Genomic DNA, 24,636 nt, shown 5'->3' on the forward strand with positions numbered 1-24,636 from the left:
GGTCATAGCGATCCTTCCCCTTCTCGACCTTGCTCGCACCCAACGCCCACATCCATGTAGCGTTTTTCTCTTTGCGTTACAATATATTCCAGGTATAAAATGTAAAGCAGGCAAAAGCAGAATTCTAGTACGTACAATTCGTAATGTACCGACAAAATCATAGTGAATAGCGATAGATGAGTCAAGTGAATAGCAAATTTGGGTATTCTCTGATAAGAAGAGAAGCTCTGCTTTCACACCTGAAATTTAATAGAAAATAAAAATTCAGGAAACAAGTCATATTGATAATAAGGAAAGGGAGAGAAATAACAGGCACGAGGTCAGATTCGCTCACTTCCAACCACTGCCTTCTTTGAAGCACAGCGATGTTATAATGAGGTTGGAGCGAGAACGACTATGCGGGTCTTACACGTGCAGGTATTTTTGCCTGGCGAGGACACCGCGACCTGCAAACTGCTATTTATTATTTATGATGAAGGAGAAATGATATGCGGCGAATAGTAATTCTGGCCGAGGGCTCGTTTGAATGGCACTATGGCAAGACGGCCACGGGCGTGATTCGTTATGGAAAAGATACGGTGGTGGCAGTAATTGATAGCACGAAAGCCGGGATGGATGTGGCACAGGCGTTGGGAGCATCATTTGGCGTGGGTATTCCTGTTGTGCGTGATATTAATGAGGCCCTGGGTTTGCAGCCGGATACGCTTTTGATCGGTATTGCGCCTATGGGCGGCGCGCTACCGGCAGCTTGGCGCTGGCAATTGCTGAAAGCTATTGATGCCGGACTGGATATCATTAGCGGGCTGCATTTCTTTCTTTCTGAAGACGAAGAACTGCGCGCCGCCGCCGAAAAGCGCGGCGTGACGATCTGGGATGTTCGCCGTCCACCGGCCACGAACCGTGTCGCTCAATTCACGCCGCATCGTCCCGGTAGCCATACTATTTTGCTGGTAGGCTCTGATTGCGCGGTAGGCAAGATGACGGCGGCGCTGGAATTGGACCGTGAGGCGCAAAAACGTGGACTGAGCAGCGCTTTTGTGGCAACCGGGCAGACCGGCATTATGATCTCGGGCAATGGCCTGCCTGTAGACCGCATCATCAGTGACTTCGTGGCCGGTATGGTGGAACAGATGGTGCTGGATTTCTGTAGCGAGTATGACTGGGTCTTTGTCGAGGGACAGGGCGCGTTGAATCATCCGGGTTATTCACCTGTCACGCTCGGCCTTATTCATGGTTCGATGCCGGACGCGATGATCTTTTGTCACAAGGTTGGTGCGACTGCCATCGAGGGATACACCTATTGCCCGCTTCCTTCATTGAACCGCATGATCCAGATCAATGAAGACACCGTCAGCTGGGTACGCCCCGAACGGCCATGCAAAGTGGTGGGGCTTGCGCTGGTAACCCATGGCCTTTCTGAAGAGGCTGCGCTTGATGCTATCAAACAGGTCGAGGACGAGACAGGACTGCCGGCCACCGACGTATTTCGTTTCGGGACGGAAAAGCTAATGGACGCGCTCGTCAAGCATTTTGCTTCCTGAGATGATTTCTATGATCAGGCTTTTACGACGCCCTCGAGGCGGATCACCTTGATGATCGATATGATGGCGCCAGCCAATAATACAATGCCCCAGATGATCGCAATGACGCCAACGATAATCGCGGAGATTGCGTCGGTGATGCTGACCAGAAAACCTGGAACAATGCCCAACAGAAAGGTGACCAGTACATTAGCAAGTAGAGAGGTCAGCACCAGCAGCACGAGGCCCTTGCTCTGGAGAAAGCGTTGTTGGGCTAAAAAGAGGCTGACGGCGAACCCGAACTTGAGCAACATGATGAGGCTCAACGCGATATCGGCGCCCGTCCGGTTAAAGAAGCCGTAAATGATGAGATAGATAATGGTGCCGAACGGGATAGCCAGTAGCAGCGATATCATCAGGATGAGCTGACCAACCGCGAGCAATACCAGTACGAGAGCAGTAACGATCAACAGGAGCGAGAAAATAAGCGTGGCTATTCCCTGTACCCTTCCTTGCAGTCGTTCGGGGAGCAATAACGCGATGCCTATAAGTGCGACGGTGAAAAGCACAATGCTATCCACAAGGGCAAGGTAGGGGACGCCAAGCCCCGGTGGACGCCCCTGCTTGTTCAACTGGGTCAATATGTTCTGTTGATCGCTATTGAGGTGAGAGACGGCCGCACTGACCTGTGGAGGCAGTTGCTGGAAGTTACCGAGCGGAACCTGATTGCCGCGCAGCACGCCGGGAAGAGCTGTACCCGTTTCAATGAGTATAGCTAAAAAAATCAGGATGATGGCAAGTATCAGAAAAGGAGTACGCAGGCGTTCCATCTTCAGTGTGCCAGGGCTTTCCGGCAGCGTTCAAGCGGCAGGTAAAGGCACCGTCCCCTTTCTTGCTCTTTGATTGGCATTGGAACCTGTTACCTGATTATAACTGAAGAGCAGGGAAGCGGTCAAGTACATGATATGTATAATCAAACTTGCTTGCGCCCTTGACAGCCGGACAATTCACAGGTAGAATAGTCTCAGCTAGACTATACTTGCGCGCGAACCTTCAGCCAGTACATCAGAATAATAGTTCCCTACTAGACCGAATATACGGAAAGGAGATATTTGCTCGTGGGTACTGGCATATTTCATCCTTCCTCATCTAACAGCTACGAATCAATCCCTGCAAAGACTCGGAAGCAGGCACATCGTGATTGATTCAGCGGACAGGGACTTGCAGACATGGGTCAGGACGGTTGTTCCTGGTGTCGAGGTTTTCTTAGGCCCGCCTCAACACCTGGATGGCAAACAGGGAGTTAGCCTGTATCTGCTGGCGTTAAGCGATCCCCCGCCGGCGTGGATGAACCGCCAACCTGCCACGCGTGTTGCGCTGCGCTATCTGGTGACGACCTGGGCGGAAGATGAGATAGAGGCCCATCGTATACTGGGACAGCTCGTCGTGGCAGTGATGGAGAATCGTCAATACGAGCTTGACCTTGCCGCGTTGCCGGCGGCACTGTGGACAGCTTTAGGTATAGCGCCCCGGCCCTCGTTTACGTTGTGCGCGCCCCTACATATTGAGCCACCTGTGCCGGACACGAAGCTGGTCAAAGGGCCTTTAGTGATACGAGGCGCGCCGGTAACCAGCCTGCAAGGGGTTGTGCTGGGGCCTGGCAACATACCGATCGTTGGAGCGAGCGTGGAGATTCCCGCGCTTTCGCTAACTAATCATACTGATGCGAAAGGGCGATTCTACTTTTCGTCGGTACCAGGGGAGCCGCGCAGCATCCAATTGCTGGTAAAGGCAAGGGGACGCACGCAAAGCGTAACGGTAGAGCAACCTGCCTCAGACCGCGAGCCCCTGGCAATACGTTTCGACTCATTTGATACAAAGTGAGGAACAGCATGGTCATCTACATTGCACCCGATATCTACATTGAGGAAGTAGCTGGAGGTGCCAGGCCGATTCAGGCTGTTGGCACAAGCACGGCAGGATTCGTGGGCGAAGCTCCAGATCCCAATGCGCGCGTGAACGAAGCGGTTGCCATCAACAACTGGTCGCAGTTCACGCGTATTTTTGTGCCCGAGGGTAGTAGCAGTACGGCGCTCTCACACGCTGTATATGGTTTCTTCCTGAACGGGGGCAGTCGTTGTTTCGTGGTGAATGTGGGCAAGGGCGGAGCGATTGCCTCGGGAGGACGCACGCGCGTCGGGTTGGATGTGCTGGAGCAGGTCGATGAGGTCGCCATTGTAGCGGCGCCAGGATATACGGATGCCGCCTCGTATGACGCCGTCGTCGCGCATTGCGAAAAACTCAAAGACCGGGTGGGGATACTGGATGCGCCGGGAGAAGTAGAAGATATTACCCTTTTGACGCAGGTTGCAACAGCGAAGGCAAGTGGTGAAGGAGGTGGTTCAGGGAAGTCCGGTGGCACAAAGGAGCTGCAGGGTGGCGAGGCGGGCCGGGGTTTGCGGGCGCGCCAGTCCGACGGTGGCTATGCCGCGTATTACTTCCCCTGGATTACCGTGCGCGACCCGCTCTCGCCAAACACGCTGGTAAACGTGCCGCCTTCCGGCCATCTTGCCGGCATCTGGGCAAGAACGGATGCCACGCGGGGAGTGCATAAGGCGCCGGCCAACGAGGCCGTGCGAGGCGCGCTCAACCTCACTTATTTACTGACGCGCGAAGAACAGGGCATTCTGAATCAGAACGGCGTCAACTGCATCCGCTCATTTGCCCGCGAGGGGATTCGCGTCTGGGGAGCGCGTACCATCGCTGATGGCAGCAGCGAATGGCGCTATCTGAATGTGCGGCGGCTGTTCAACATGATCGAGGAATCAATTGCCACCAGTACTCGCTGGATCGTCTTTGAGCCAAACGACAGGACATTGTGGAAATCGATCCGCCGCGATATCGCTGCTTTCCTGACACGCCTCTGGCGCGATGGCGCATTGATGGGCCGCACACCGCAGGAAGCTTTCTTTGTCAAGTGTGATGAAGAAACCAATCCCTCGGATGTCATCGACGCGGGTATAGTGGTAACGCTGATCGGCATTGCCCCGGTTAAACCGGCGGAGTTCATTGTTTTCCGCATTAGCCAGTATGCTGGTGGTATTGAAACCGAAACGATAGGAGGCTTCTAAATGCCTGATGGAGTAGATACAGCACCAGAAGGAGCGCCATCTGGTGCGCAACCAGGAGTCTTCAACGATCCCTATCGGGCCTATAACTTTAAACTCGTCATTCAGGGAGTCACGGAGGGACACTTTACGGCCTGCAGCGGGTTAGGCGTCAAAGTGCAGGTGATTAAGTACCGCGAGGGAGGAACCAACCAGGTGGTGCATTGCATCCCCGGTCCGGTGGAATACGCGGATATCACGCTGCGCTATGGCCTGACTGCCTCACACGAAGTCTGGGACTGGTTGATGACCGCCGTAGTAGGGAAAGTTGAGCGCAAGAATGTCTCTATCCTCATGCTCGATAGCGATGGGGTAAGTGAGGTGATGCGCTGGGACTTAATCAACGCGTGGCCCTCTGAGTGGCGTGGGGCGCCGCTTGACGCCTTGAATCGCGAGGTCGCCATCGAGACACTGACATTGGTGTATGAGACACTGCAACGAGCCTAGCGGCCATGGAAAAGCAAGGTTTCAAGTTCTACATCCTGCGCATTCTCGCCCATCGATTGCAACACTGGGTCGATTTCCTATCCAGGCAAGCAGGCGGAGATGAAAGGCCAGGCGCGCGGGAGCAGGTAAACATAGAAACAGCCCAGATGGTAAGCATGGGGGATGATGCGGGCATGGTTTCTACTCCTGAGCCAGAGGTAGAAAGCGAGAATACCGAGGGTATGCCGCCCCACTGGTTAGCGCGTGTAAGAGCTGCTGAGCCGTCGGCAGACTGGCTGGCGCGCGTGCAGAAGGATGCACCGGCGCTGCTTACACAGAGAGCGACTCCCAAACAGTCGATTGCGGCTCAACCTCGCCTTTTGCCTGCCAGAGAGGCGGATATTCATGCGCAGTTGACAGGCGTTGGAGCGGGCCAGGATCGCGACGCTGCAGGGCAACCTCACACGCAGCAATACGTCCCCAATGTGGATACCGCACCGGTTACAGATATGGGCATTGAGCTAAAAAGTCACGAGGCCGGAACCGCGCCGGGGGTGAAAGAGGCCGGTAAACCGGAGGGAAAAGACAAACCGCGACGCGAAGAAAACGAGATGCGCCAGGACAAAACTACTGTTTTCGCTCCGGTATTGAAACAGCACGAGGTAGGAGAGGTAGGACAGAACAGAGAGCAGGTGCAAAACAGTAACCAGGAAGTGATTTCTAGATTGTCTTCTCAAAGAGGAAGTCTGAGCCAGCTGGTGGAGCAGGAAAATTCGCTCCTGCAAGTGAAAAGACCTGCTAATACCAAACAGGACACAGGACATCATCGCCGGTCGCAAGCGGGTCTATCCAGGCCGATATATGGCAATCACCAGGCGGAAGCGAGTATAAGCGAGGCCGACGAACAAATACAGCAGCTATCATCCTGGCCGGCTCTTCCTGAGGAAGAGGTAGTAGACAACCAGGATTGGGAAATGGTGCGGCGGGCATGGGAACGACGGCGACGATTGGACGAGGAGCAGCGAGGTAGGACATGGAACGCGTAGCATTTTTGCTAGAGGAGACGAACGAGCGGTTGGGATGTTTACTGAATCCTGATAGCCTGGTCGTCCGCCGGGTGGCAGGAGTGCTTCCGCGCCGCTCGTTCGGCGGGCAGTTTACAGGCGCTGGATTAAGGGACAATCCGCTGCTCTATACAGGGGGAGGCAGGACTGAACTGGAGCTTCACCTGCTCTTCGATGTCTCGCTGGCGGGGTCATCTATTGTCACCAATGATGTGCGCGATCTCACGGGGCCGCTGTGGAACCTGGCGGAGAATGTGCGCAGCATCAATGGCACGCGTCGTCCGCCGCTGGTGCGTTTTGTGTGGGGCAAATCCTGGAACATACCGGGCATTGTGGCCGCGGTAGCCGAGTACCTGGAGCAATTCTCAGCTGATGGTGTGCCCCAGCGCTCGTGGCTGAGTATGCGGCTCCTGAGAGTAGGCGAGCCACAGAATGAAACAACACCGGGCGAGCAACGGCTACAGGCTCAGGCGCTCTCGCCGGCAGACCTGGAGCTGGCGCCTGAAAGCGTACCGCCTGACCAGGTGCAAACGCATGTAGTAAGCGCGGGCGAACGTCTGGACGAGATCGCGGCACGTTATTATCCAGATTCCCCGGCAGCGGAGGCTCCGTCGCTCTGGCGGCTGCTGGCCTCGTACAACGGGTTGGAAGACCCGCTTCATATCGCACCAGGCACCGTATTGCGCATACCACCGCTCTCGGCGCTAGGAGGCACGTCATGAGCTATCCGATCAAGGCTCTGCCAGAAATACAGGTGGAGGCGGAGGGAGTGCCACTGACTGCCGGAGAACTCTATGCGCTGGCAGAAATTCGTGTCCAGCAGCGCTTATCTCTGCCGGCATTATGCGAATTGGCCTTCTCGGATGTGCCCGGTCCGCTAACAGGCGCGAGGCGGTTTGAGCCGGGAACGGCCCTACGTGTGATGGTCATAGGGCAACAGGAGCCATTGTTTGTGGGGCAGGTGACGGCTGTCGAATATTGCTACGGGCCAACGGGCGACAGAGAAATTCGTGTTCGTGGCTATGACCTCTTGCATCGACTACGAAAACGCCAGCCGGTGCGGGCACACGTGCAGGTGACAACGCGAGACCTCGCGCAGGAACTGGTGGCCGACCTGGGGTTAACGGTGCAGGCAGCAGAATCAGGGCCGCTCTGGACGCGCCTCATGCAGTACCGGCAATCGGACCTCGAATTGTTGCAGGAAGTAGCTGAGCGATGCGGCCTCTATCTCGCTGTGCGAGGCAATACCCTGCATTTGCTGACGCTGCAAGGCATAGGCGAGGCGGTACCACTGGCACTCGGCGAGACCCTGCTGGAGGCGCGTATTGAAGTCAACGCCGACGCCGCCTGCCGGTCGGTAACAGCGGTGGGATGGGATACCTCTCGCATCGAAACACACGAAGGGCAGGTATCGCAGGCGCGGATAGGGCGCGTTGTCTCCGAGGAGGTACTGCCGGCAAGAGTCGGAGGCAGCGGTAAGCGCGAACTTGTGGATGAGGGAACACCTGGCGATGATCACGCGACGGCGCTTGCGCAGGCTGAATTAGATCAGCGCCTGGCGCGAGAAGTTATATTCTGGGGAGTAGCAGAAGGCAATACGCGCTTGCAGGTGGGCACACCGGTAGAGGTTACGGGAGTGGTCGATTCTGTCGCCGGACGCTATGTGCTGTCGTCGGTCACGCATACTATTGATGGGCAGAAGGGCTTTCTTTCTGAAATCTCCAGCGCGCCGCCCGCGCGCCGGCCAGAAATGCGTGGCAGCGCGGTAGCGCCGGGAGTGGTCACCCAGATAGACGATCCTGAGAAATTGGGGCGCGTCCGAGTCTCGCTGCCAACCTATGGCAACCTGGAAACGGATTGGATGGGCGTTTTGAGCGCGGGCGCGGGAACGGGCAAGGGGTTTATGACGCTGCCGGACATAGGCGATCACGTGCTGGTTCTCTTCGCCCACGAAGACCCCGGTCAAGGCATCGTGCTAGGCGGTCTTTATGGCGCGCACGAACCGCCTGATACGGGTATCGATGGCGGCGTGGTGCGGCGTTATACGCTGCTGACCCCAGGCGGCCAGCGTATCCGGCTGGACGATGGACAACGCTCGATCCGCCTGGAGAACAGCGACGGCAGTTATTATGAACTCTCGCCGCATAAGGTGCAGATACACGCGGCAGTTGACCTGGAGATTGAGGCGCCGGGGCAACGGGTGGTCATTCGAGGCAAGAACATCGATTTTGAGAGGGGATAGTAATACTAAGATGAAGTGGCTGACTGAAGACGCCGTCCTTAACTGCAAGCACGAGTTAGGGATTGTACATATCGCGCCAACCCAGGACCTGGTGACCATCGAACACCGCAGGGTGCTGGTGGACAACAATCCAGAGAGCAGGCCTATTACCGGCTGCCCGAATATTGGCGCGACCATCAAGCCCTGCCTGCATACACTCAAGGTGGAGACCGGCTATTCCGATTTTCTGCGCATCAATGGGCAGCGCGTCTGCCTGGATACGGTGACCGGCCTTACCGACGGGACGCCGCCCGGCGTGGTCAAATACACGGTGCGCACTCCCGGGCAGGATTTCGTCACGGAGGTATCATGAGTACTTCGCGTTACCGCGCCTGGAAATTCGTGCATCCTGACCTGGACTCTCCAGAAGGCATAGTGGGACTCGGCCTCACGCCGCGTGGCAGCATTGCGATGGTAGAGGGTAATGATTCGGTAAGACAGGAAATCCTGCTCTTGCTGTCAACCATACCGGGGGAACGGGTCATGCGTCCAGATTACGGCTGCCAGTTGCATCGCCTGGTCTTCTCTCCCAACGACGAGACCACCGCCGGGCTGGCGATTCATTACGTGCGGCAGGCGCTCAATCTGTGGGAACCACGCATCGATGTGCTGCGGCTGGACGCGGAGCGGAACGCAGATAATGCAGAACAATTGATCATTCGCCTCGAATACCGGGTACGAGCAACGCAGCAATCCGATACTGTCGCCTTTGCTTTCGATCTGGCAGGAGGGAGTCGCTGATGCCACTACCGTCACCCAACCTCGACGACCGCGACTTTCGCCAGCTGGTGGAGGAGGCACGCCGCCGTATTATGCAATCTTCCCCCGGGTGGACAGACCTTTCACCCGGAGATCCGGGGATGGTGCTGCTGGAGCTTTTCGCCTACCTGACGGAGACGATGATTTACCGGCTGAACCGCGTGCCGGATAAGATGTACATCGAGTTCTTGCGATTGATTGGCATACGCCTGCAACCCCCGTCGGCAGCCAGCACCAGCCTGCTCTTCAGCCGGGCGCGAGCAGAGGATACTCCGATCCAGATTCCGCGTGGCACGCGTGTGACGCTAAGCCGTTCGAGCGGCGCTAGCGATGCGCTGGTCTTTACGACAGCAGCCAATGCCACTATTCCCTCGGGCGCAGCCCAGGTAGAAGTGCTTGCCCATCATTGTGATCTGATCGAGGGCGAACTGGCCGGAACAGGTAGCGGTTTGCCCGGCCTGGTTGTAAAAGCGCAGAGGCCGCCGATTGTAGCAGCAACAGGTGATGAACTGGACCTGGTTGTCGGTGTCGAAGCGGCGCCTGGCGAACTGGGCGAGCGCGTCCCGGCTATCAAGTATGGAGATAAGACCTATCGCGTATGGCGCGAGGTGGAAAGCTTTACCAATGTGGGGGATGACCCGTATGTCTACGTTGCCGACCGCATGGCAGGGATGATTCTGTTCGCCCCCGCTGCGCGTCTCGAGCGTGAAGATGGAAATCTGGAGGAAGCCGCTCACGCGCTGGCGGCTATTCCAGGAGTGAGACGCGAGATACGCTTGTGGTATCGGCGTGGTGGTGGCCCGGAGGGAAATGTCGAGGCAAATACGCTCACGAAGCTGAAGGATGCAATTACGGGAGTGCAGGTCACTAATCCAACCCCGGCAGTTGGCGGGCGTGCCGCTGAAACGTTGGAGAATGCGCTGGTGCGAGGACCGCAGCAGTTGCATTCGCTGCAACGAGCGGTTACGGCGCGCGATTTCGAGCTGGCCGCGCTCTATAGCTCAAGGGCAATCGCGCGCGCGAAAGCGCTGACACGGGCAGCTTTGTGGGCTTTTGCTACGCCGGGTACCGTAGAAGTATTGCTCGTGCCTTATATTGAGGAGGAAAAGCGCGGTGGAGGCCAGGTAACGATTGCTGTCCTGGGAGAACACCAGACGCCAGAGGTGCGGACATTTGTGCAACAGGTGCTGAACGAGCGCCGGCCGCTTGGAACGACCTGCCTCGTGAACTGGGCGCACTACAAGACGGTTCGTGTGACGGCGCGGATTGTTGTGCGGCGCGAAGAGGATCCTCAGGCTGTCAAACAGCGCGTTATCGAGCGCCTGCACTCGACAATCAACCCATTGCCGACGCGCTTCAGTTCGACCGGATGGCCCTTTGGACAGGCCTTACGCGCATCGCATGTTTACGATGTGGCATTGACCGAGCCAGGAGTGCGCTGGGTGGACCGGGTGCGGCTCGTGGTGGATGAGGTTCCTGAAGCGAATGTAGCAGCGATTGTGGCAGATACAACGCAGGCGCGAACCTGGTATGTTGGAAGCGGCCCCACGCTGTTCCGCTCATTAAACGACGGCGAGGGCTGGGAACCGGCGGGCCGCTTTCCAGATGAGGAGATTACCGGCGTGCAGGCCCACGCAGATCGTGCTGGGCTGATAGCTACCGTCACGCGGCTGCCTGGCGATGGGGGATCGCGCTTACATATTTCATGGGATTGCGCTGAGACATGGGGAGCTACGGCCTATACCTTCGCCTTCCAGGTGCAGGATATGGCCTGGACGCTGCGCGGGGGAGTGCCGGTGCTGTTGATGGCGACAAGCGCGGGGTTATATGAACTCTCCATGCAGCCGGGAAGCAGCCCGATACAGGTGCTAGTAGACCGTACAAATCAGGCGCTGGGCTTTTATGCCATAGCAGCAAGCACAGATGTGCGCGGTGTAGTAAACGTCGCCGTCGCGGCCCAGAATACGGGAGGCGTCTATCTTTCCAGCAGCGGAGGCTCAACAGGCACGTTCCGGCACACCGGACTGCGCGGAGAAGACATTCGCGAATTGACAGTACAGCATGACGGTCCGCGTTCGTTCCTCTGGGCAGGGGCAGCTGCGCCGGGCGGTGATGATCCCGGCAAGGGGTGCTTCACTCGCGAATTACTCGGTTCGGAAGACCCTCCGAATGGATGGCAGGGATTCGGCAAAAACTGGACCGGGGGGACTTGCCGGTCAATCACGTTTGTAGGCGCAAAGGTTCTGGCCGCCTCTCACCGGTCAGGAGTGCTACATCTCGATCTACACGCGCACGATGCCGCGTGGCAAGCATCCGATGTAGGATGCGGCCTGCCGCTGCGAGACCCCGGACGCTTCCTTCCGGTTCTCGCATTGGCGACAGATCCAGAAGGGCGGCTGGTGATGGCAGGTGGAGCGAAAGGAGTTTTTCGCAGCGAAGATGGCGGCACAACGTACTTACCAGCTTCGAGCAAGGAATTTTCGGACAAAGTGACCCTGCCTGCGACCTGGTTGTTCGTTTCAGGCGAGCATGATATTACGGTGGTAGGTGAAGATGAAGCTGAATGAAATTGAGCAAATGCTCCCCGGCGTTTTTCAGCGCACGGTACTGGAAGGCACGCCTCTATTTGCCCTGCTGGAGGTAATGGAGGATTTACACGCGCCGGACGAAGCGGTGCTGGATCAGCTCGATGCGTTCTTTGATCCATATCGCGCGCCCGATACGTTTGTGCCGTTTCTGGCAAGCTGGGTCGATCTGGATCGACTCTTACTAGCGGTTCCGGAGGAGTTTGAGGAGACAGCGCCCCCACCGCTGCCGAGCGGGATAGGACGGCTACGCGAACTGGTAGCGGCGGCGACCTTTCTGGCACAATGGCGTGGTACAGCGAAAGGGTTGCTGCGTTTCCTGGAGACGGCGACGGGAGTGCAGGGATTTGTGATCGAGGAGCAGGTATTAGGCCCTGATGGAGAGTTCAAGCCCTTTCACCTGCGTGTGCGCGTTCCACAGGAAGCGGCATCGTACCGGATGATGATCGAGCGCATCGTTGAGTCAGAGAAACCGGCCTACGTCACCTATGAACTGCTGGTGATGGGTAAAGCGCAGGATAGCAGGCAGGGTGGGGTCAGAGATTCTTCGCTGCGCTCAGAATGACAGGACTGTGTCCAGAATGAGATGGCTGAACTAAGAATGACATGGGTGGAGGAACATATTGCTATGAGCATACCGAACAGCACAAAGGTTTTCATTGTTGTATTATTTCTGATAGGTTTACTCTTCATCGTTGGCATTAATATTGGGGCCGCGCACTCGAATGATACGGCATTTTCGACGCCCGGCTGGGTGAACAGTCTTGGTGGAACAGTGGCGCATTCGCAGCCACTGAAATTGAGTGATCTCACTCCTGTATCCGGGAATTGCCTCCAGCAAGGTAAATTCGTTATCTCGCCTGGGAGTGCCTGTACGTTTGGCATTTCGCAATCATCATTTACTTCAAGAGTGGTTACGCTGCAACTGGTTCAAGGATCACCGGCGATGGTGACACTCACGCAGGAACAGGTGTTGCCGGTACAAGAAAGGCTTTCAACTGCCGGTGTCATGTCGGATGCCAATCTAAAGGTTTACCCGGGCAAAGCGCACGGGATGCTAAGCATACAATGTCTGAGCGCAGGCGGAGGGCCGACCTGCATACTCCAACTGAAGTAGGCACAGAGGAAAACTATGACAAGCCCATTCGCTATCACAGCCGCGACCAATACTGTCCTGTTGGATAACAACCGCCAGGGCTTGACCTCCTACACGGTTACTAACACGACGAGTCATGCTATTCGTGGACGTGCCCATATTGTTGCCCTGCAAACAACCTCCGTACCCTGGTTGACGCTGGTAGGGCGGACTGAACGCGAATTCGCCGCCAGTGGTAGCCAGCAATACGTGGTACAAATCAGCGTCCCCCCTGGTGCGGCAGCCGGAGATTATACCTTCCGCATGGATATGGTGGACCTGGCCGATCCTGATGATAACTTCAGTGAGGGACCCACGGTCAAGTTTGTGGTGCCAGCGCCGGTGCCGGTGAAAAAGCCATTTCCCTGGTGGATTATAGCGGTCATCATTGGTATATTGATCCTGGTTGGAGCTGGAACCTATGGTATAATCCAGCTTACGCATAAAAAGCCTGTGGTTACCGCAACACCTACGGTCACTAGGCCCACTCCGACTCCTATGCCCCCAACAGCGACTCCGACCCCAGTATTCAGATTGGGAAACTGGCAAGGTAGGATCGTACATAACGATGGCCAACCCACAACTTCAGCACTATTGCAGTTGAGTACATTGCAAAATGGCGCATTTACGGGAGGATTGTTTGGGCCAGGAGTAGGTGAAGGGCCAAGCTCCGGCAATATATCCGGACAAGAAGCTGCCTTGAACTCATTCAGCCCTGGCGCTCAGAGCCGCTTGCAGCAAGCAATAAACCAGTACGGGAATGGCTCAGGGATGTATCTAGAATTTACGATTAATTCATATGGGAATCTGGGGATCAATTTCCCATTAAATTCTGTGTTCGATGCTGTTGTTTTCCCCGATGGCAGTTTACACGGAGTCTGGTTCAAACCGGGCGATACCCAACCTGATGGCTCATTTGTTCTGAATAGACAATAACAGGGTTCATTACAACTGAACCCTGTTATTGTGGACAAGAGTATGCAAGCATGCTTCAAGTGAAGTAGCTTCGGAGGGAATAATTATGACAAGTCCATTTGCCATCACGGCTGCAAGCAATACAGTTCTGCTGGACAACAATCGTCAGGCTCAGACTTCCTTTACGGTTTCCAATACGACGAGTCACACCATCCGAGGACGCGCCCACCTGGTAGTCCAGCCATCCAGCGCGGAACCGTGGTTGAGGATGCAGGGAGAGGCTGAACGCGAATTCGCCGCCAGCGAAAGCGAGCAATACGTCGTTCAACTTATCGTTCCACCCGGTGTGCCAGCCGGAGATTACACCTTCCGGCTGGATGTGGTAGACCTGGCCAATCCCGATGATAATTTCAGCGAAGGGCCGACGGTCAAATTCGTAGTACCCGCTCCTGTGCCGGCGAAAAGGCCATTTCCCTGGTGGATTGTAGCCGTTGCAGTAGGCATACTGATCCTGATAGGGGCAGGAACCTATGGTCTCGTCCAGCTCAGCCATAAAAATCCCACCGTGGCCTCAACAGCTACGGTCACCAAACCCACACCAACTCCTCTACCTCCTACTCCGACTCCAACACCTAAGCCTCTATTCAGCCCTGGAACCTGGCAAGGACAATTTGATAATGGCCCGATACAATTTTCTTTAATAGTAAACACTATTCAGAATGGCGCAATTGCGGGAACATTAGATCAGAGCCATTTTGAAGGAGCAACCGTTGAAAACATAACAGGCACCGAAGGTAATTTGAATCTCTTTGCTCCTAATGCCCAGAACCGCTTACAATTTGCAATTCAGCATTTTGGAAATGGCACCGGGATTTTTGTAGATTTCACGAATCTTTCTTTTGCGCCAGGCTCCAAAGGTATCGCTAATTTATGTATAGCTGTTTTAAATTGCTCATTCGATGCAGTGGTTTATCAAGATGGCAGCTTACATGGTGTTTATTTCTATCCTGGCCATACTCAGCCGGATGGCACGTTTGTTTTAGATAAAATATCACAAGGGTCTATTCCAACCGAATATCCACCCAATTTGTTGAATGCTCCTCTACCTTCAGGGTCACGAGATTCTTATGTCAAGGATAGCGCTGTTCTTTGAAAATGCTTACAGGCTACCAGCGTTGCTGAACCTGGGAGCGAATATACGTATCGTACACTTCTCGCGAAGAATCTCTGGTCCCCCCTTTCATTAAGCCAAGCCACCGCATCTGAGCTGACGGACTTCTGGGTAATTACCAGAATATACCCTATTTACAACTCTGCTCCAATGTGCTATTATCATCTTGCCAGGGGATGTAGCTCAGCTGGGAGAGCGCGACAATCGCACTGTCGAGGTCAGGGGTTCGAGCCCCCTCATCTCCACCCTGTACAAGCCATAATGCCTTGCAAATCGCAAATCATTGTGGTATAGTATAATGCACAGAGGAAGTAAGCAAGAGCAAAGCAGTGAGCAGGAGTAGTAGGTCAATCTCTTGCAGAGAGTAGCCGGGTGGTGCAAGGCTACAACCTTTTGACCGAACTCGCCTGTGAGCAGCAAGCGTGAAGCATTCATTCTTCGATGGTACTTATGTACCGTAAGAGTAATAGCGCTTGCCGGAACGCCCGTTACCGCGTAGAATGAGTTTCGTTCTCGGACGCTTAACAGGAACTAGCAGATATGGGCCTGTAGCGCAGCTGGAAGAGCGCATCCATGGCATGGATGAGGTCAGGGGTTCGAGCCCCCTCAGGTCCACCATACGCGTCCAGAATGAATAAATTTGGGTGGTACCACGGAAGAAAAGCCTTTCGTCCCTTGCGGATGAAAGGCTCTTTTTTATTGTTTCCCTGTTTGTTGAAGTTGTCCCAAATCAAATCGTTATTATCCATGTTGTTTAGAGAAAGGGGGGTGTATTATGATTACCCGAACCAGGTATAACCCCAAAGAAATCGAAGAGAAGTGGCAGACGCAGTGGGAGGCCGAACAATTGTATCATGCTCCCGATGACTCGCCGAAACCAAAATTCTATAACCTGGTGATGTTGCCCTACCCGTCCGGTGACCTGCATATCGGCCACTGGTACAACTTCGCGCCCGCCGATGCCTATGGGCGTTTCATACGCAGGCATGGCTATAATGTCATGCAGCCCATCGGTTTCGACGCCTTCGGTCTGCCCGCCGAAAATGCCGCCATCTCGCGTGGTGTTCAGGCGCGCACGTGGACGCTGGCAAATATCGAAACCATGCGCAGGCAGCTGCGCCGGATGGGTGCTGCGTGGGATTGGGAGCGCGAAATCATTTCGTGCTTGCCCGATTACTACAAATGGACGGAATGGCTGTTCCTGCAATTCTATAAGCACGGGCTGGCCTATCGTACTAAGGCACCTGCCAACTGGTGTCCCAGCTGCAATACCACGCTGGCGAACGAGCAGGTACTGGCCGATGGCACCTGCGAGCGCTGTGGCAGCCAGGTGATTCGCAAGGAGATCGACCAGTGGCTGCTGCGAATCACCAACTATGCCGAGGAGCTGCTGGACTTCTCCAAGATCGAGTGGCCTGAAAAGACCGTGACCATGCAGCGCAACTGGATCGGGCGCAGCGAGGGAGCTGAGATTCGTTTCTACGCCGAGGTCAATGGGCAGCGCGAGGAGATTCCGGTCTTCACCACGCGCCCGGATACGATCTACGGCGTCACGTTCTTTGTGCTGGCGCCGGAGCATCCGATGGTCGAAAAGATCACCACGCCCGAACATAAGGCCGAAGTCGATGCCTATGTGGACCAGGCAAGGCACATGACCGAGATCGAGCGCATGAATACAGAAAAGGAGAAGACGGGCGTCTTCACCGGTGGTTATGTAACCAATCCGGTCAGCGGCGAGCAGGTTCCGGTATGGATCGCCGATTACGTGCTGATGGGCTATGGTTCGGGCGCAATCATGGGTGTTCCGGCGCATGACCAGCGCGATTTCGAGTTTGCCCGCAAGTTCGGCATTCCCATACGCGAGGTAATTCGGCCAGCCGGCGAGGAGCCGAGCGATCCGGATACCTGGACTGAGGCGAAAGTGGCGCTGGGCGTGATGGTTAACTCCGGCCCATTCGACGGCACGCCCGCGGATGAGGCGATTACCGCCGTTACCCGGTACGTAGAGGAACAGGGCATTGGCAAATTCATGGTTTCCTATCGCCTGCGCGACTGGCTGATCAGCCGCCAGCGATATTGGGGTTCGCCCATCCCTATCGTGTATTGTCCAACGCATGGGACAGTGCCGGTACCAGAGGATCAACTGCCGGTGATCCTGCCGGAAAATGTGGAGTTCAAGCCAACCGGAGAGTCACCGCTGCGCTACGAGCCTGACTTCGTCAACACAACCTGCCCAATTTGTGGCGGTCCGGCGACGCGAGAGACCGATACCATGGACACCTTCATCTGTTCGTCCTGGTACTTCCTGCGCTATGCCGATCCACATAACGAGCAGCAGGCATGGAGCCAGGAGGCGATGAAACGCTGGCTGCCCGTCGATCAATACATCGGCGGGCCGGAACACGCAGTCCTGCACCTGCTGTACGCGCGTTTCTTCATCAAGGCGCTGCGCGATATGGGCTACCTGGACTTCGACGAGCCGTTCACACGCCTGTATCACCAGGGTATGGTGCTGGGACCCGATGGTCAGAAGATGTCCAAGTCGCATGGCAATGTCGTGGCTCCCGACGAATACGTCGAGAAGTACAGCACCGACGCGGTACGCTGCTACCTGATGTTCATGGGACCGTTCGATCAGGGCGGCACCTTCAAGGCCGACAACCTGGAGGGCGTGTGGCGCTTCCTGAACCGCTTCTGGAACCTGGTCACCGAGTCCTGGATCGATAATCCAACCTTTGAGGAGACCGGCGAAAGCAAGACAATCGAGCGGCTGCGCAATAAGACCATCAAGCGCGTGACCGAAGACCTGAGCAATTTCCGCTTCAACACGGCGCTGGCCGCGCTGATGGAATGCAACAACGCGCTGATCAAGCAGCAAAACGAGCCGGTGGCGCGCAGCAAAGCCTATCGCGACACGCTGGAGACGATGATAGAACTGCTGGCGCCGATGGCTCCATACATCACCGAGGAGTTGTGGCACCTGACGGGTCACATCGGCAGCGTCCACGTGAGTGAATGGCCTGCATATGACGAGGCCCTGACGCGCGACGAGACCTTCACGCTGGTCGTCCAGGTCAACGGCAGGGTACGCGAGCGCATTGAAGTCGCCTCGGGCACCAGCGAGGGTGAGATTCGCATGCTGGCCCTGGACAATCCGCGTGTGGCCTCTTTCATCGGTGATGCCACGGTCCAGAAGGTCGTTTACGTGCCTGAGCGACTGATTAATATTGTGGTAAGAAACGAGTAGTTTCACACCTGGACATAGCAAAACCAACCCAAAGCGACTGATCACTTTGGGTTGGTTTTGCTATGTCCAGATTCCATCACCATTTTTTGTAACCTTCCAACGTTAATATCATAGTAAGAAATATGACCTGGTTATCCTCTAGCATAGGTTTATGTATGTCTACAGGATTGGCCGGTTTTTCGTGGAACTTATGGGATAGGTAAAACGTATATCTGTCATAAGTTGAAGCAATGTGAGGTAACTCACAGCGCAGGGGTAAGTTGATAGATAGCCGGAGCGCATATTTTCCGTTTATACTTTGTTCGTGAGGAATAAGTAGAAGGGGATGTATGTTGTGAAGGTTACTATCGCATTCGTATTTGAAAATGTATAGGGCCATTCGTCTAAAACAATATGCATATGACAATAGGCGAGGGGCCATAAACACTTATTGAAAACGCGGAATATATTCACCGTTAGCCCACGAATAAAGGGCGGAAGGAAACTATAATGAATCCGCAAATCGAATCTGAAAAACAAATTGAACAGCTGTCCACTGTTGAAACGGCGACCACAGAAACCGATATGGCTCTTCTTGCTGAGGGCAAGTTCACCGAGGACGAAGTGACTTCTCTGCTCTGGCTGCGCCAGTGGTATCAAAACGGTGGTAGTGACCGCGTCGAGGTCCTGCGCCGCCTTGAATTCCTCAAGCTGATGGTCATGAGCGGACGGATAGAACTGTAGGAGAGAAAGCCGAGAGGCACAGCATCGAACTACTGTCCCTATGCTTCTCGGCTTTCTTCTTGTAATTTGTACATTTAGCTATGATTGGTCATCTGTTCCTTTTTGCCTGCCGCCTCACTTTCTCCCGAGCTTCCACAAGGCATCATCTCTCTCTAACTTGAACCAGGTAATACCAGGATCTAATTGGAGCGCACGGTCGAAGTCTTGAATGGCACGATAATAATCCTGGAGATAATAATAAGCCAGTCCTCGATTAGCATAACGTGTAGCATTGGGGGCGAGACTAATCGCCTGGTTAAAGTTAGCTATTGCTAGTCTATAGTCTTTAAGATCACTATAAATATTGCCACGATTGTTGTACGCAAGAGCATAATTGGAATCAAGAACGATAGCTTGATTATAAGCTGCAATAGCCTCTTGATATCTTCCAGCTTTACGATAAGCGACTCCTTCCTTTACCCATTGTTCCTTTGTCTTTCGGGGCAATGGTGTATAAACTTGCGACTGAGTGGTTTTCATTGGAGACGGCGCACTTGCCATAGATGGTTTGACCAAAACAGTCGGAGCATATATAGCTTGATCGCACTGTTGAACTGCCACAGCCAATACCTGCGCAAACTCCTGCACACTGGCAAAACGCTTCTCATACTCCTTTTCCAAAGCCTTCAGCACAACCTTCTCAATCTCAGATGAAAGATTTGGAACCTTCTCCCTCAACGGCGGTGGTGGCGTCGAAAAATGCTGGGAGACGATCTCCCAGGATGTCCCATCGAATGGCCTGGTGCCAGTAAGCCACTCATAGACTACTATCCCTAATGCATACTGGTCGCTGGCTATGCGCGGTTTGCCTTGCAACTGTTCGGGTGCCATGTAGGGTAGCGTTCCGACCTGATCCTGTGTATTCATTGAGCGTGAGCTATGGGCGACGACGGCAATGCCAAAGTCGCTCAGTAAGGCATTCTCTCCATCAAGCAGCATATTCTCCGGTTTGATATCGCGATGGATGAGCTTTTGATCGTGGGCGTATTGCAGGGCAGAGGCAATCTGGGTGACGTAGGGGAGTATTATTGCAGGTGGCAATCGTGTTCCCTTGGGGAAACGCTGCCGTAAGGTGCCATCGGCAACATAATCCATGACGAGAAAGGGAGTGCCGTTATCGACGCCGAAGTCCAGGACACGGATGATATGCGGGTGTTTCAGGCGAGCGATGGTGCGGGCCTCGTTGCGGAATTGCTCGATTTCGTCGGAGGTCAATCTGGCGGTCAGGACTTTAATAGCAGCTTCAGTTCCCAGGTGAATATGTTCACCAAGATAGACTTCGGCAAAGCCGCCTTCGCCTAGCAGTCGAACAAGGCGATAGTTGCCGAGTTGTTGTCCTACGCGGTCTGGCATGGATGCTGCTCCCTTAAGAGTTGATTGAGATCGCGATGTTCATACGGCAGATTCATCAATTGCCAATTGTCTTGGATTGGTTAGAGGTATTGTAGAGCATGCAAGGGGTGGGAGTCAAGGAGATAGTTCTTACACCGCAAAAGTGAATGCTCCCAAAGGCCCATTATATACAAAAATGCCTCTTGCGAGAACATCCCGACCAATTAGAGCAATGAGCTATTGACCATTTATAATCTGTCCAGATAAGTCCACTCCTGCAACAGCAGAGAAATCGAAATCAATACCCGCCGCTGGAAATGTAAAGTGTGCAGGAAACAAATTATGGAGAACTGGACCTGCTGCGGTCCCAGTAGTTACCACTCCTATTGGATTTACCCCTAATTGACCCATTATGGGAGCATGCACACAACTTCTTGTTGCGCCAGTATCTATTAATGCAATACCAGTGATAGGTGAAGGAAGAGGTATTTGTTGCCTGGCATAAAGGTTTGCAAGTGCCTGGGGAATAGACACAGAAATATCAAGAATGGGGCCATTGACAGTGAGTACTGCATGAGTTATTTGCTGGCCACCTGGGACATTCGCAAATGCTTGACTATTGTAAACTGGCATACAAAACTCTAAAAATTAATATGGAGCAAACCAGCAGTTAAGGCAGGATAGAAAATAGTGTCATCGCCGTCCAGAACTTGCTTTATCAAAAAGGGTTGATTGCCAAATGTCTCAAGACCTGCCTGATATGCTTCTGCATCTGTAGTAAATGCACCCGCTAACATCTCACCCTTAATCAGGACAAACTGACCCTTATAGAGTTTTTGATATTCTTGTTTGTGTTTCTGAAAGTATTCAAGTTCGGTCTGTAAGGGATTTTGTTCGCTCATAGCAATGATCTTACCATGTAAATGCTCAGAAAACAAGTATAAATTCCCGGTGATTACCCATAAATTCGCAAGAGGATTCGAGTGTGCGAGGGATTCTTATCAAATTCCGCACCGCAAGCTTACGCGTTGTCCTCATTATAATATCATCAACAGGTGAAAATGAGAACAACGCGTAAAAACTTTCTGCTTACTCCCTCAAAAACCGTTCCACCCTCCACCGAATCCCCTCCGGCGTCAACCCCAGCGCCTCATCGTGCTGTTTAGGCGTGCCATAACGGGATAGCACTTTATGAGGGACGCCGATGGACTCGATGGCGACCGGAACGCGATCCATCGCGGCGGAGATATCGGGTATCAGCACGCCAGCGTAGTATGGCTCGACCAGCACGATCTTGTTACTGCGGCAATGCGCGCGGAATGTCTCAGCATCGAATGGCGCTACAGTAGTGCAGTAAAGTACGGTCACATCTAAATCCTTCACGGCTGGCAGCGTATAGGATAGGGAGGGACCTACCGCGAGAATTGTTGCCTGATTGCCGGTCTGAATCACTTCGAGCTTGCCAAAATGAACAGGGTAATCCTGGGAATTGGTTGAACCGCTCAGGCGATAGTACGTTGGCGAGCCATTGGCATATGATTCGCGGAAGAGCCTGTCGAATTCTCCAGCCGTCCCTGGAGCAACTATCTGCATGCCTGGCAGACTGCGCAAAATCTGTACATCACCGGGGCCGTGATGCGTCATACCCTCGGTGCTGTAGTCGTAGGAGGCTCCGATGCTGATGAAGTTGCCCTCCAATTCTTGATAGCAGAAATCGTCCTTGATCTGCTCGAAAGGACGCTCGACCAGGAATGGTGTGATGCTGTGCAATATCGGGATGAAGCCTTCCAGGGCCATACCGGCCGCTACGCTGGTCATCGTCTGCTCCATAATTCCCACATTGATGATGCGCTCTGATCGGAGAGCCGCATTGAAGACTTCGACACTTATATCGCTGAGTACGAGGACAAGCCGTTCGTCATTCTCCAGCAGTTCGCTCACGGTCCGAATCATTTGCTGCCGCATTGTCATGGTTGTCGTCATTATTATTTCTCTCCTGTGTTAGCTAGTCCAGTATCTCCGCGATAACTACTGTGGGACGGTCTGGATCGGTTCTTGATAGCGCTTGATAGATTTGTTCGTGATCGCGGCCATTAATAGTGGTCGTGGCCCAGCCGAAAGCAGCGAATTTTGCTGCCGGGTCGCCGAGATCTTCAGAACTGGAGTGATTATTGACCAGGATGCAGGTCAGGCGCGAAAGATGCCGGAATCCGGCCAGAAGGGCGGCCTCCCAGATAGTGCCCTCGTTGCACTCACCATCCCCAATCAATACGAAGACCCTGGCCGGATTCCGCTTAATGCGCAGCGCCATCGCCATGCCGACCGCCATCGGAAAACCGTGTCCCAGCGAACCGGTAGATGCTTCTACACCCGGCACCTGGTTACGATCAGGGTGCGTGCCCAGAATACTGTCCCACTTCATGAAAGTCGGCAACAGAGAAGGTGAGAAAAAGCCCTTGTCGGCCAGGATAGCGTAGAACGCGACGCAGCCATGTCCCTTGCTTAATACAAAGCGGTCCCGGTCTTCGCTTCTGGGGTTTTTGGGGTCATAGCGTAGGATGCGATCATACAACACCCATAACACGTCGAGAGTAGAACTTGTGCTGCTGCTATGCTTCTCGTCACCACGAGTTATATCCATCAGTTGGCGGATACGAAAAAGATCAGCGTTCATGATTTGCTCCATATAACTGTTTACTTAAAATCCTAAAAACAGTCTACAAGGAGCATCGCTCACAGACAAGGCGCTAAAGGCCAGTTATGTACTGTCCCGAAGGACAGTTAATGTATGATCTTACTATGCAAAAAAACCTTTCCCTATTTATTTATAGCCGATATCTTATAGCCAATGTTATCATCAAGCCAGGCTTCTCTATAGAAGTAGAGTTTGCCGAAAATAGCGATACCAGAAAAAAAGTATGCGCACAGCATAGGTCTTCGGATTACCCAAAAGATAACCAAACAGAGGCCATCTACGTACATGTAAGCAGAAACACAAGCACGAACGGCTGTGTAAACAAACGACAGCCGTTTTATAATAGAACTAGATGAATCAAATCAGGAAAGCCGAGAGATAAGGACCTTATGCGTATCATACTTTACCTTGGGAAAGGCGGCGTTGGTAAAACAACCATTGCCGCCGCGACTGCTGTTCGTTCTGCCGCGTTGGGCAAACGTACTCTTGTGGTAAGCACAGACCTGGCACATAGTCTTGCCGATTGCCTCAATACTCCACTTACATCAGAGCCGAAGGAACTATCGCCAAACCTGTGGGCGCAGGAAGTCAATGTGCTGGAAGAGATGCGTCACGGTTGGGGCAAAGTGCAGGCATCGATGAGCAAAGTGCTGCGCAAGCAGGGGTTAGATTCGATAATGTCGGAAGAACTGGCCCTCATACCAGGGATGGATGAGATTGTCAGCCTGCTCAATATCTATCGCAATGCGCGCGACGGCAACTTCGAGGTCGTTATAATCGATGCTGCTCCCACCGGCGAGACGGTACGCCTGCTTAGCATGCCCGATACTTTTCAGTGGTACGCGGGTCGTATCATGAGCCTCAACAGCGGCACGCTCAGTCTCGCGCGCCCGTTGATCAAGGCTTTCATGCCCTCCGGGGAGATCTTAGATACAATCAATCTCCTCAGCGAGCGCGTCAAAGTGTTGCGCGGCGTTCTGAGCAATCCCGATATCAGTTCTTATAGACCGGTGGTCAATCCGGAACGCATGGTGATCAAAGAGGCACTGCGCGCGGAAACCTACCTGGCGCTCTTCGGTTACCCCATCGATGGCGTGGTATGCAATCGCGTCATTCAACCCGGCAATTATGCCGATCCTTTTATGCAGGAACTCTACCGCAACCAGGAGAAGCTGCGCAACCAGATACACGCAACGTTCTCGCCTCTGCCAATCTGGGAAGCCCCCTATTATTCGCACGAAATACTCGGTATTCCACAGCTCAGTGAGTTAGCCCAGGAAGTGTTTGGCGATACCGACCCCACGCGTGTCTTCTACCGCGGACCGATCCAGGAAGTATTCCGCCAGGGAGATACCTATGTACTGCGCCTGCCCCTGCCACATGTGGAGATGGACAAGGTTGTGATGACCAAAAAAGGCGACGAGATGATCGTCGAGATCGGCAATTTCAAGCGCGATATCACGCTGCCCGCCATGCTGGCCAATTCGGAGGCGACGGTCGCAAAATTTGTGAATAAGGCGCTGGAGATCCACTTTGCGGCGCCGGATACCTCATCTACATCAGAGGTGGCTTAACCG

Annotated in this window: 23 protein-coding genes and 2 tRNA genes; 19 read left to right on the plus strand and 6 right to left on the minus strand. The window is 54.1% G+C overall.

The window, feature by feature from the left end; translation table 11 throughout:
* The first annotated feature begins 488 nt into the window (after nt 1–488).
* Entirely contained in the window at nt 489–1,541 is a 1,053-nt protein-coding gene (locus VFA09_21245) for a DUF1611 domain-containing protein (GenBank protein ID HZU69812.1), read from the plus strand.
* Between the two features lie 14 nt (nt 1,542–1,555).
* Here the strand turns inward: VFA09_21245 and VFA09_21250 are convergent, their stop codons facing one another.
* Nucleotides 1,556–2,350 carry a hypothetical protein gene (locus VFA09_21250; GenBank protein HZU69813.1) on the minus strand — a complete coding sequence of 265 codons (795 nt, stop codon included), beginning with the start codon at nt 2,348–2,350 and terminating at the stop codon, nt 1,556–1,558.
* Nucleotides 2,351–2,717: 367 nt separating this feature from the next.
* Here VFA09_21250 and VFA09_21255 point away from each other — a divergent pair, with 367 nt between their 5' ends.
* From VFA09_21255 to VFA09_21335, 17 genes are all read left to right on the plus strand, one after another.
* Nucleotides 2,718–3,404 (plus strand): hypothetical protein, encoded by a 687-nt coding sequence (locus VFA09_21255; GenBank protein HZU69814.1) that lies wholly within the window; start codon nt 2,718–2,720, stop codon nt 3,402–3,404.
* Between the two features lie 8 nt (nt 3,405–3,412).
* Nucleotides 3,413–4,651: a phage tail sheath C-terminal domain-containing protein gene (locus tag VFA09_21260; GenBank protein HZU69815.1), complete on the plus strand. Its 1,239-nt coding sequence runs from the start codon at nt 3,413–3,415 to the stop codon at nt 4,649–4,651.
* A complete protein-coding gene (locus VFA09_21265) occupies nt 4,652–5,134 on the plus strand; it encodes a phage tail protein (GenBank protein HZU69816.1) in 483 nt (160 codons plus the stop codon).
* A 5-nt stretch (nt 5,135–5,139) separates the two neighbouring features.
* Nucleotides 5,140–6,159 (plus strand): hypothetical protein, encoded by a 1,020-nt coding sequence (locus VFA09_21270; GenBank protein HZU69817.1) that lies wholly within the window; start codon nt 5,140–5,142, stop codon nt 6,157–6,159.
* Nucleotides 6,147–6,899: a hypothetical protein gene (locus VFA09_21275; GenBank protein HZU69818.1), complete on the plus strand. Its 753-nt coding sequence runs from the start codon at nt 6,147–6,149 to the stop codon at nt 6,897–6,899. Before VFA09_21270 ends, VFA09_21275 begins: the two co-directional genes overlap by 13 nt.
* Complete coding sequence (locus tag VFA09_21280) at nt 6,896–8,419, plus strand: phage baseplate assembly protein V (protein ID HZU69819.1); 1,524 nt, start codon at nt 6,896–6,898, stop codon at nt 8,417–8,419. The genes VFA09_21275 and VFA09_21280 overlap by 4 nt, the downstream gene beginning before the upstream one ends.
* Before the next feature lie 10 nt (nt 8,420–8,429).
* Nucleotides 8,430–8,771: a hypothetical protein gene (locus tag VFA09_21285; GenBank protein HZU69820.1), complete on the plus strand. Its 342-nt coding sequence runs from the start codon at nt 8,430–8,432 to the stop codon at nt 8,769–8,771.
* Nucleotides 8,768–9,199, plus strand: a complete 432-nt coding sequence (locus VFA09_21290) for a GPW/gp25 family protein (GenBank protein ID HZU69821.1) — start codon at nt 8,768–8,770, stop codon at nt 9,197–9,199. The genes VFA09_21285 and VFA09_21290 overlap by 4 nt, the downstream gene beginning before the upstream one ends.
* Nucleotides 9,199–11,784, plus strand: a complete 2,586-nt coding sequence (locus VFA09_21295; protein ID HZU69822.1) for a baseplate J/gp47 family protein — start codon at nt 9,199–9,201, stop codon at nt 11,782–11,784. The genes VFA09_21290 and VFA09_21295 overlap by 1 nt, the downstream gene beginning before the upstream one ends.
* Nucleotides 11,771–12,367 (plus strand): hypothetical protein, encoded by a 597-nt coding sequence (locus VFA09_21300; GenBank protein HZU69823.1) that lies wholly within the window; start codon nt 11,771–11,773, stop codon nt 12,365–12,367. The genes VFA09_21295 and VFA09_21300 overlap by 14 nt, the downstream gene beginning before the upstream one ends.
* Before the next feature lie 63 nt (nt 12,368–12,430).
* Complete coding sequence (locus tag VFA09_21305) at nt 12,431–12,919, plus strand: hypothetical protein (protein HZU69824.1); 489 nt, start codon at nt 12,431–12,433, stop codon at nt 12,917–12,919.
* A gap of 15 nt (nt 12,920–12,934) precedes the next feature.
* Nucleotides 12,935–13,873 (plus strand): hypothetical protein, encoded by a 939-nt coding sequence (locus VFA09_21310; protein HZU69825.1) that lies wholly within the window; start codon nt 12,935–12,937, stop codon nt 13,871–13,873.
* Nucleotides 13,874–13,958: 85 nt separating this feature from the next.
* The gene (locus VFA09_21315; GenBank protein HZU69826.1) at nt 13,959–15,005 is read left to right on the plus strand and encodes a hypothetical protein; all 1,047 of its coding nucleotides are present in this window, start codon (nt 13,959–13,961) and stop codon (nt 15,003–15,005) included.
* Between the two features lie 190 nt (nt 15,006–15,195).
* Nucleotides 15,196–15,268 (plus strand) — tRNA-Ala (locus VFA09_21320).
* Between the two features lie 297 nt (nt 15,269–15,565).
* Nucleotides 15,566–15,641: transfer RNA gene (locus VFA09_21325), tRNA-Ala, on the plus strand.
* A gap of 157 nt (nt 15,642–15,798) precedes the next feature.
* Complete coding sequence (leuS, locus tag VFA09_21330) at nt 15,799–18,270, plus strand: leucine--tRNA ligase (protein ID HZU69827.1); 2,472 nt, start codon at nt 15,799–15,801, stop codon at nt 18,268–18,270.
* Between the two features lie 489 nt (nt 18,271–18,759).
* The gene (locus VFA09_21335; protein HZU69828.1) at nt 18,760–18,993 is read left to right on the plus strand and encodes a hypothetical protein; all 234 of its coding nucleotides are present in this window, start codon (nt 18,760–18,762) and stop codon (nt 18,991–18,993) included.
* 114 nt (nt 18,994–19,107) lie between these two features.
* Here the strand turns inward: VFA09_21335 and VFA09_21340 are convergent, their stop codons facing one another.
* The 5 genes from VFA09_21340 to VFA09_21360 form a co-directional block, all read right to left on the minus strand.
* Nucleotides 19,108–20,385 carry a serine/threonine-protein kinase gene (locus VFA09_21340; protein ID HZU69829.1) on the minus strand — a complete coding sequence of 426 codons (1,278 nt, stop codon included), beginning with the start codon at nt 20,383–20,385 and terminating at the stop codon, nt 19,108–19,110.
* 216 nt (nt 20,386–20,601) lie between these two features.
* Nucleotides 20,602–20,997, minus strand: a complete 396-nt coding sequence (locus tag VFA09_21345; protein ID HZU69830.1) for a hypothetical protein — start codon at nt 20,995–20,997, stop codon at nt 20,602–20,604.
* 8 nt (nt 20,998–21,005) lie between these two features.
* Nucleotides 21,006–21,266 carry a hypothetical protein gene (locus VFA09_21350; GenBank protein HZU69831.1) on the minus strand — a complete coding sequence of 87 codons (261 nt, stop codon included), beginning with the start codon at nt 21,264–21,266 and terminating at the stop codon, nt 21,006–21,008.
* A 187-nt stretch (nt 21,267–21,453) separates the two neighbouring features.
* The gene (locus VFA09_21355) at nt 21,454–22,347 is read right to left on the minus strand and encodes a transketolase C-terminal domain-containing protein (protein HZU69832.1); all 894 of its coding nucleotides are present in this window, start codon (nt 22,345–22,347) and stop codon (nt 21,454–21,456) included.
* A gap of 22 nt (nt 22,348–22,369) precedes the next feature.
* On the minus strand, nt 22,370–23,038 hold the full coding sequence (locus VFA09_21360) for a thiamine pyrophosphate-dependent enzyme (protein HZU69833.1): 669 nt from the start codon (nt 23,036–23,038) through the stop codon (nt 22,370–22,372).
* A gap of 410 nt (nt 23,039–23,448) precedes the next feature.
* Between VFA09_21360 and VFA09_21365 the strand changes: the two genes are divergently transcribed.
* A complete protein-coding gene (locus tag VFA09_21365; protein ID HZU69834.1) occupies nt 23,449–24,633 on the plus strand; it encodes an ArsA family ATPase in 1,185 nt (394 codons plus the stop codon).
* Nucleotides 24,634–24,636: the final 3 nt, after the last annotated feature.

It is taken from the genome of Ktedonobacteraceae bacterium (assembly GCA_035653615.1).
Lineage (GTDB): Bacteria > Chloroflexota > Ktedonobacteria > Ktedonobacterales > Ktedonobacteraceae > DASRBN01.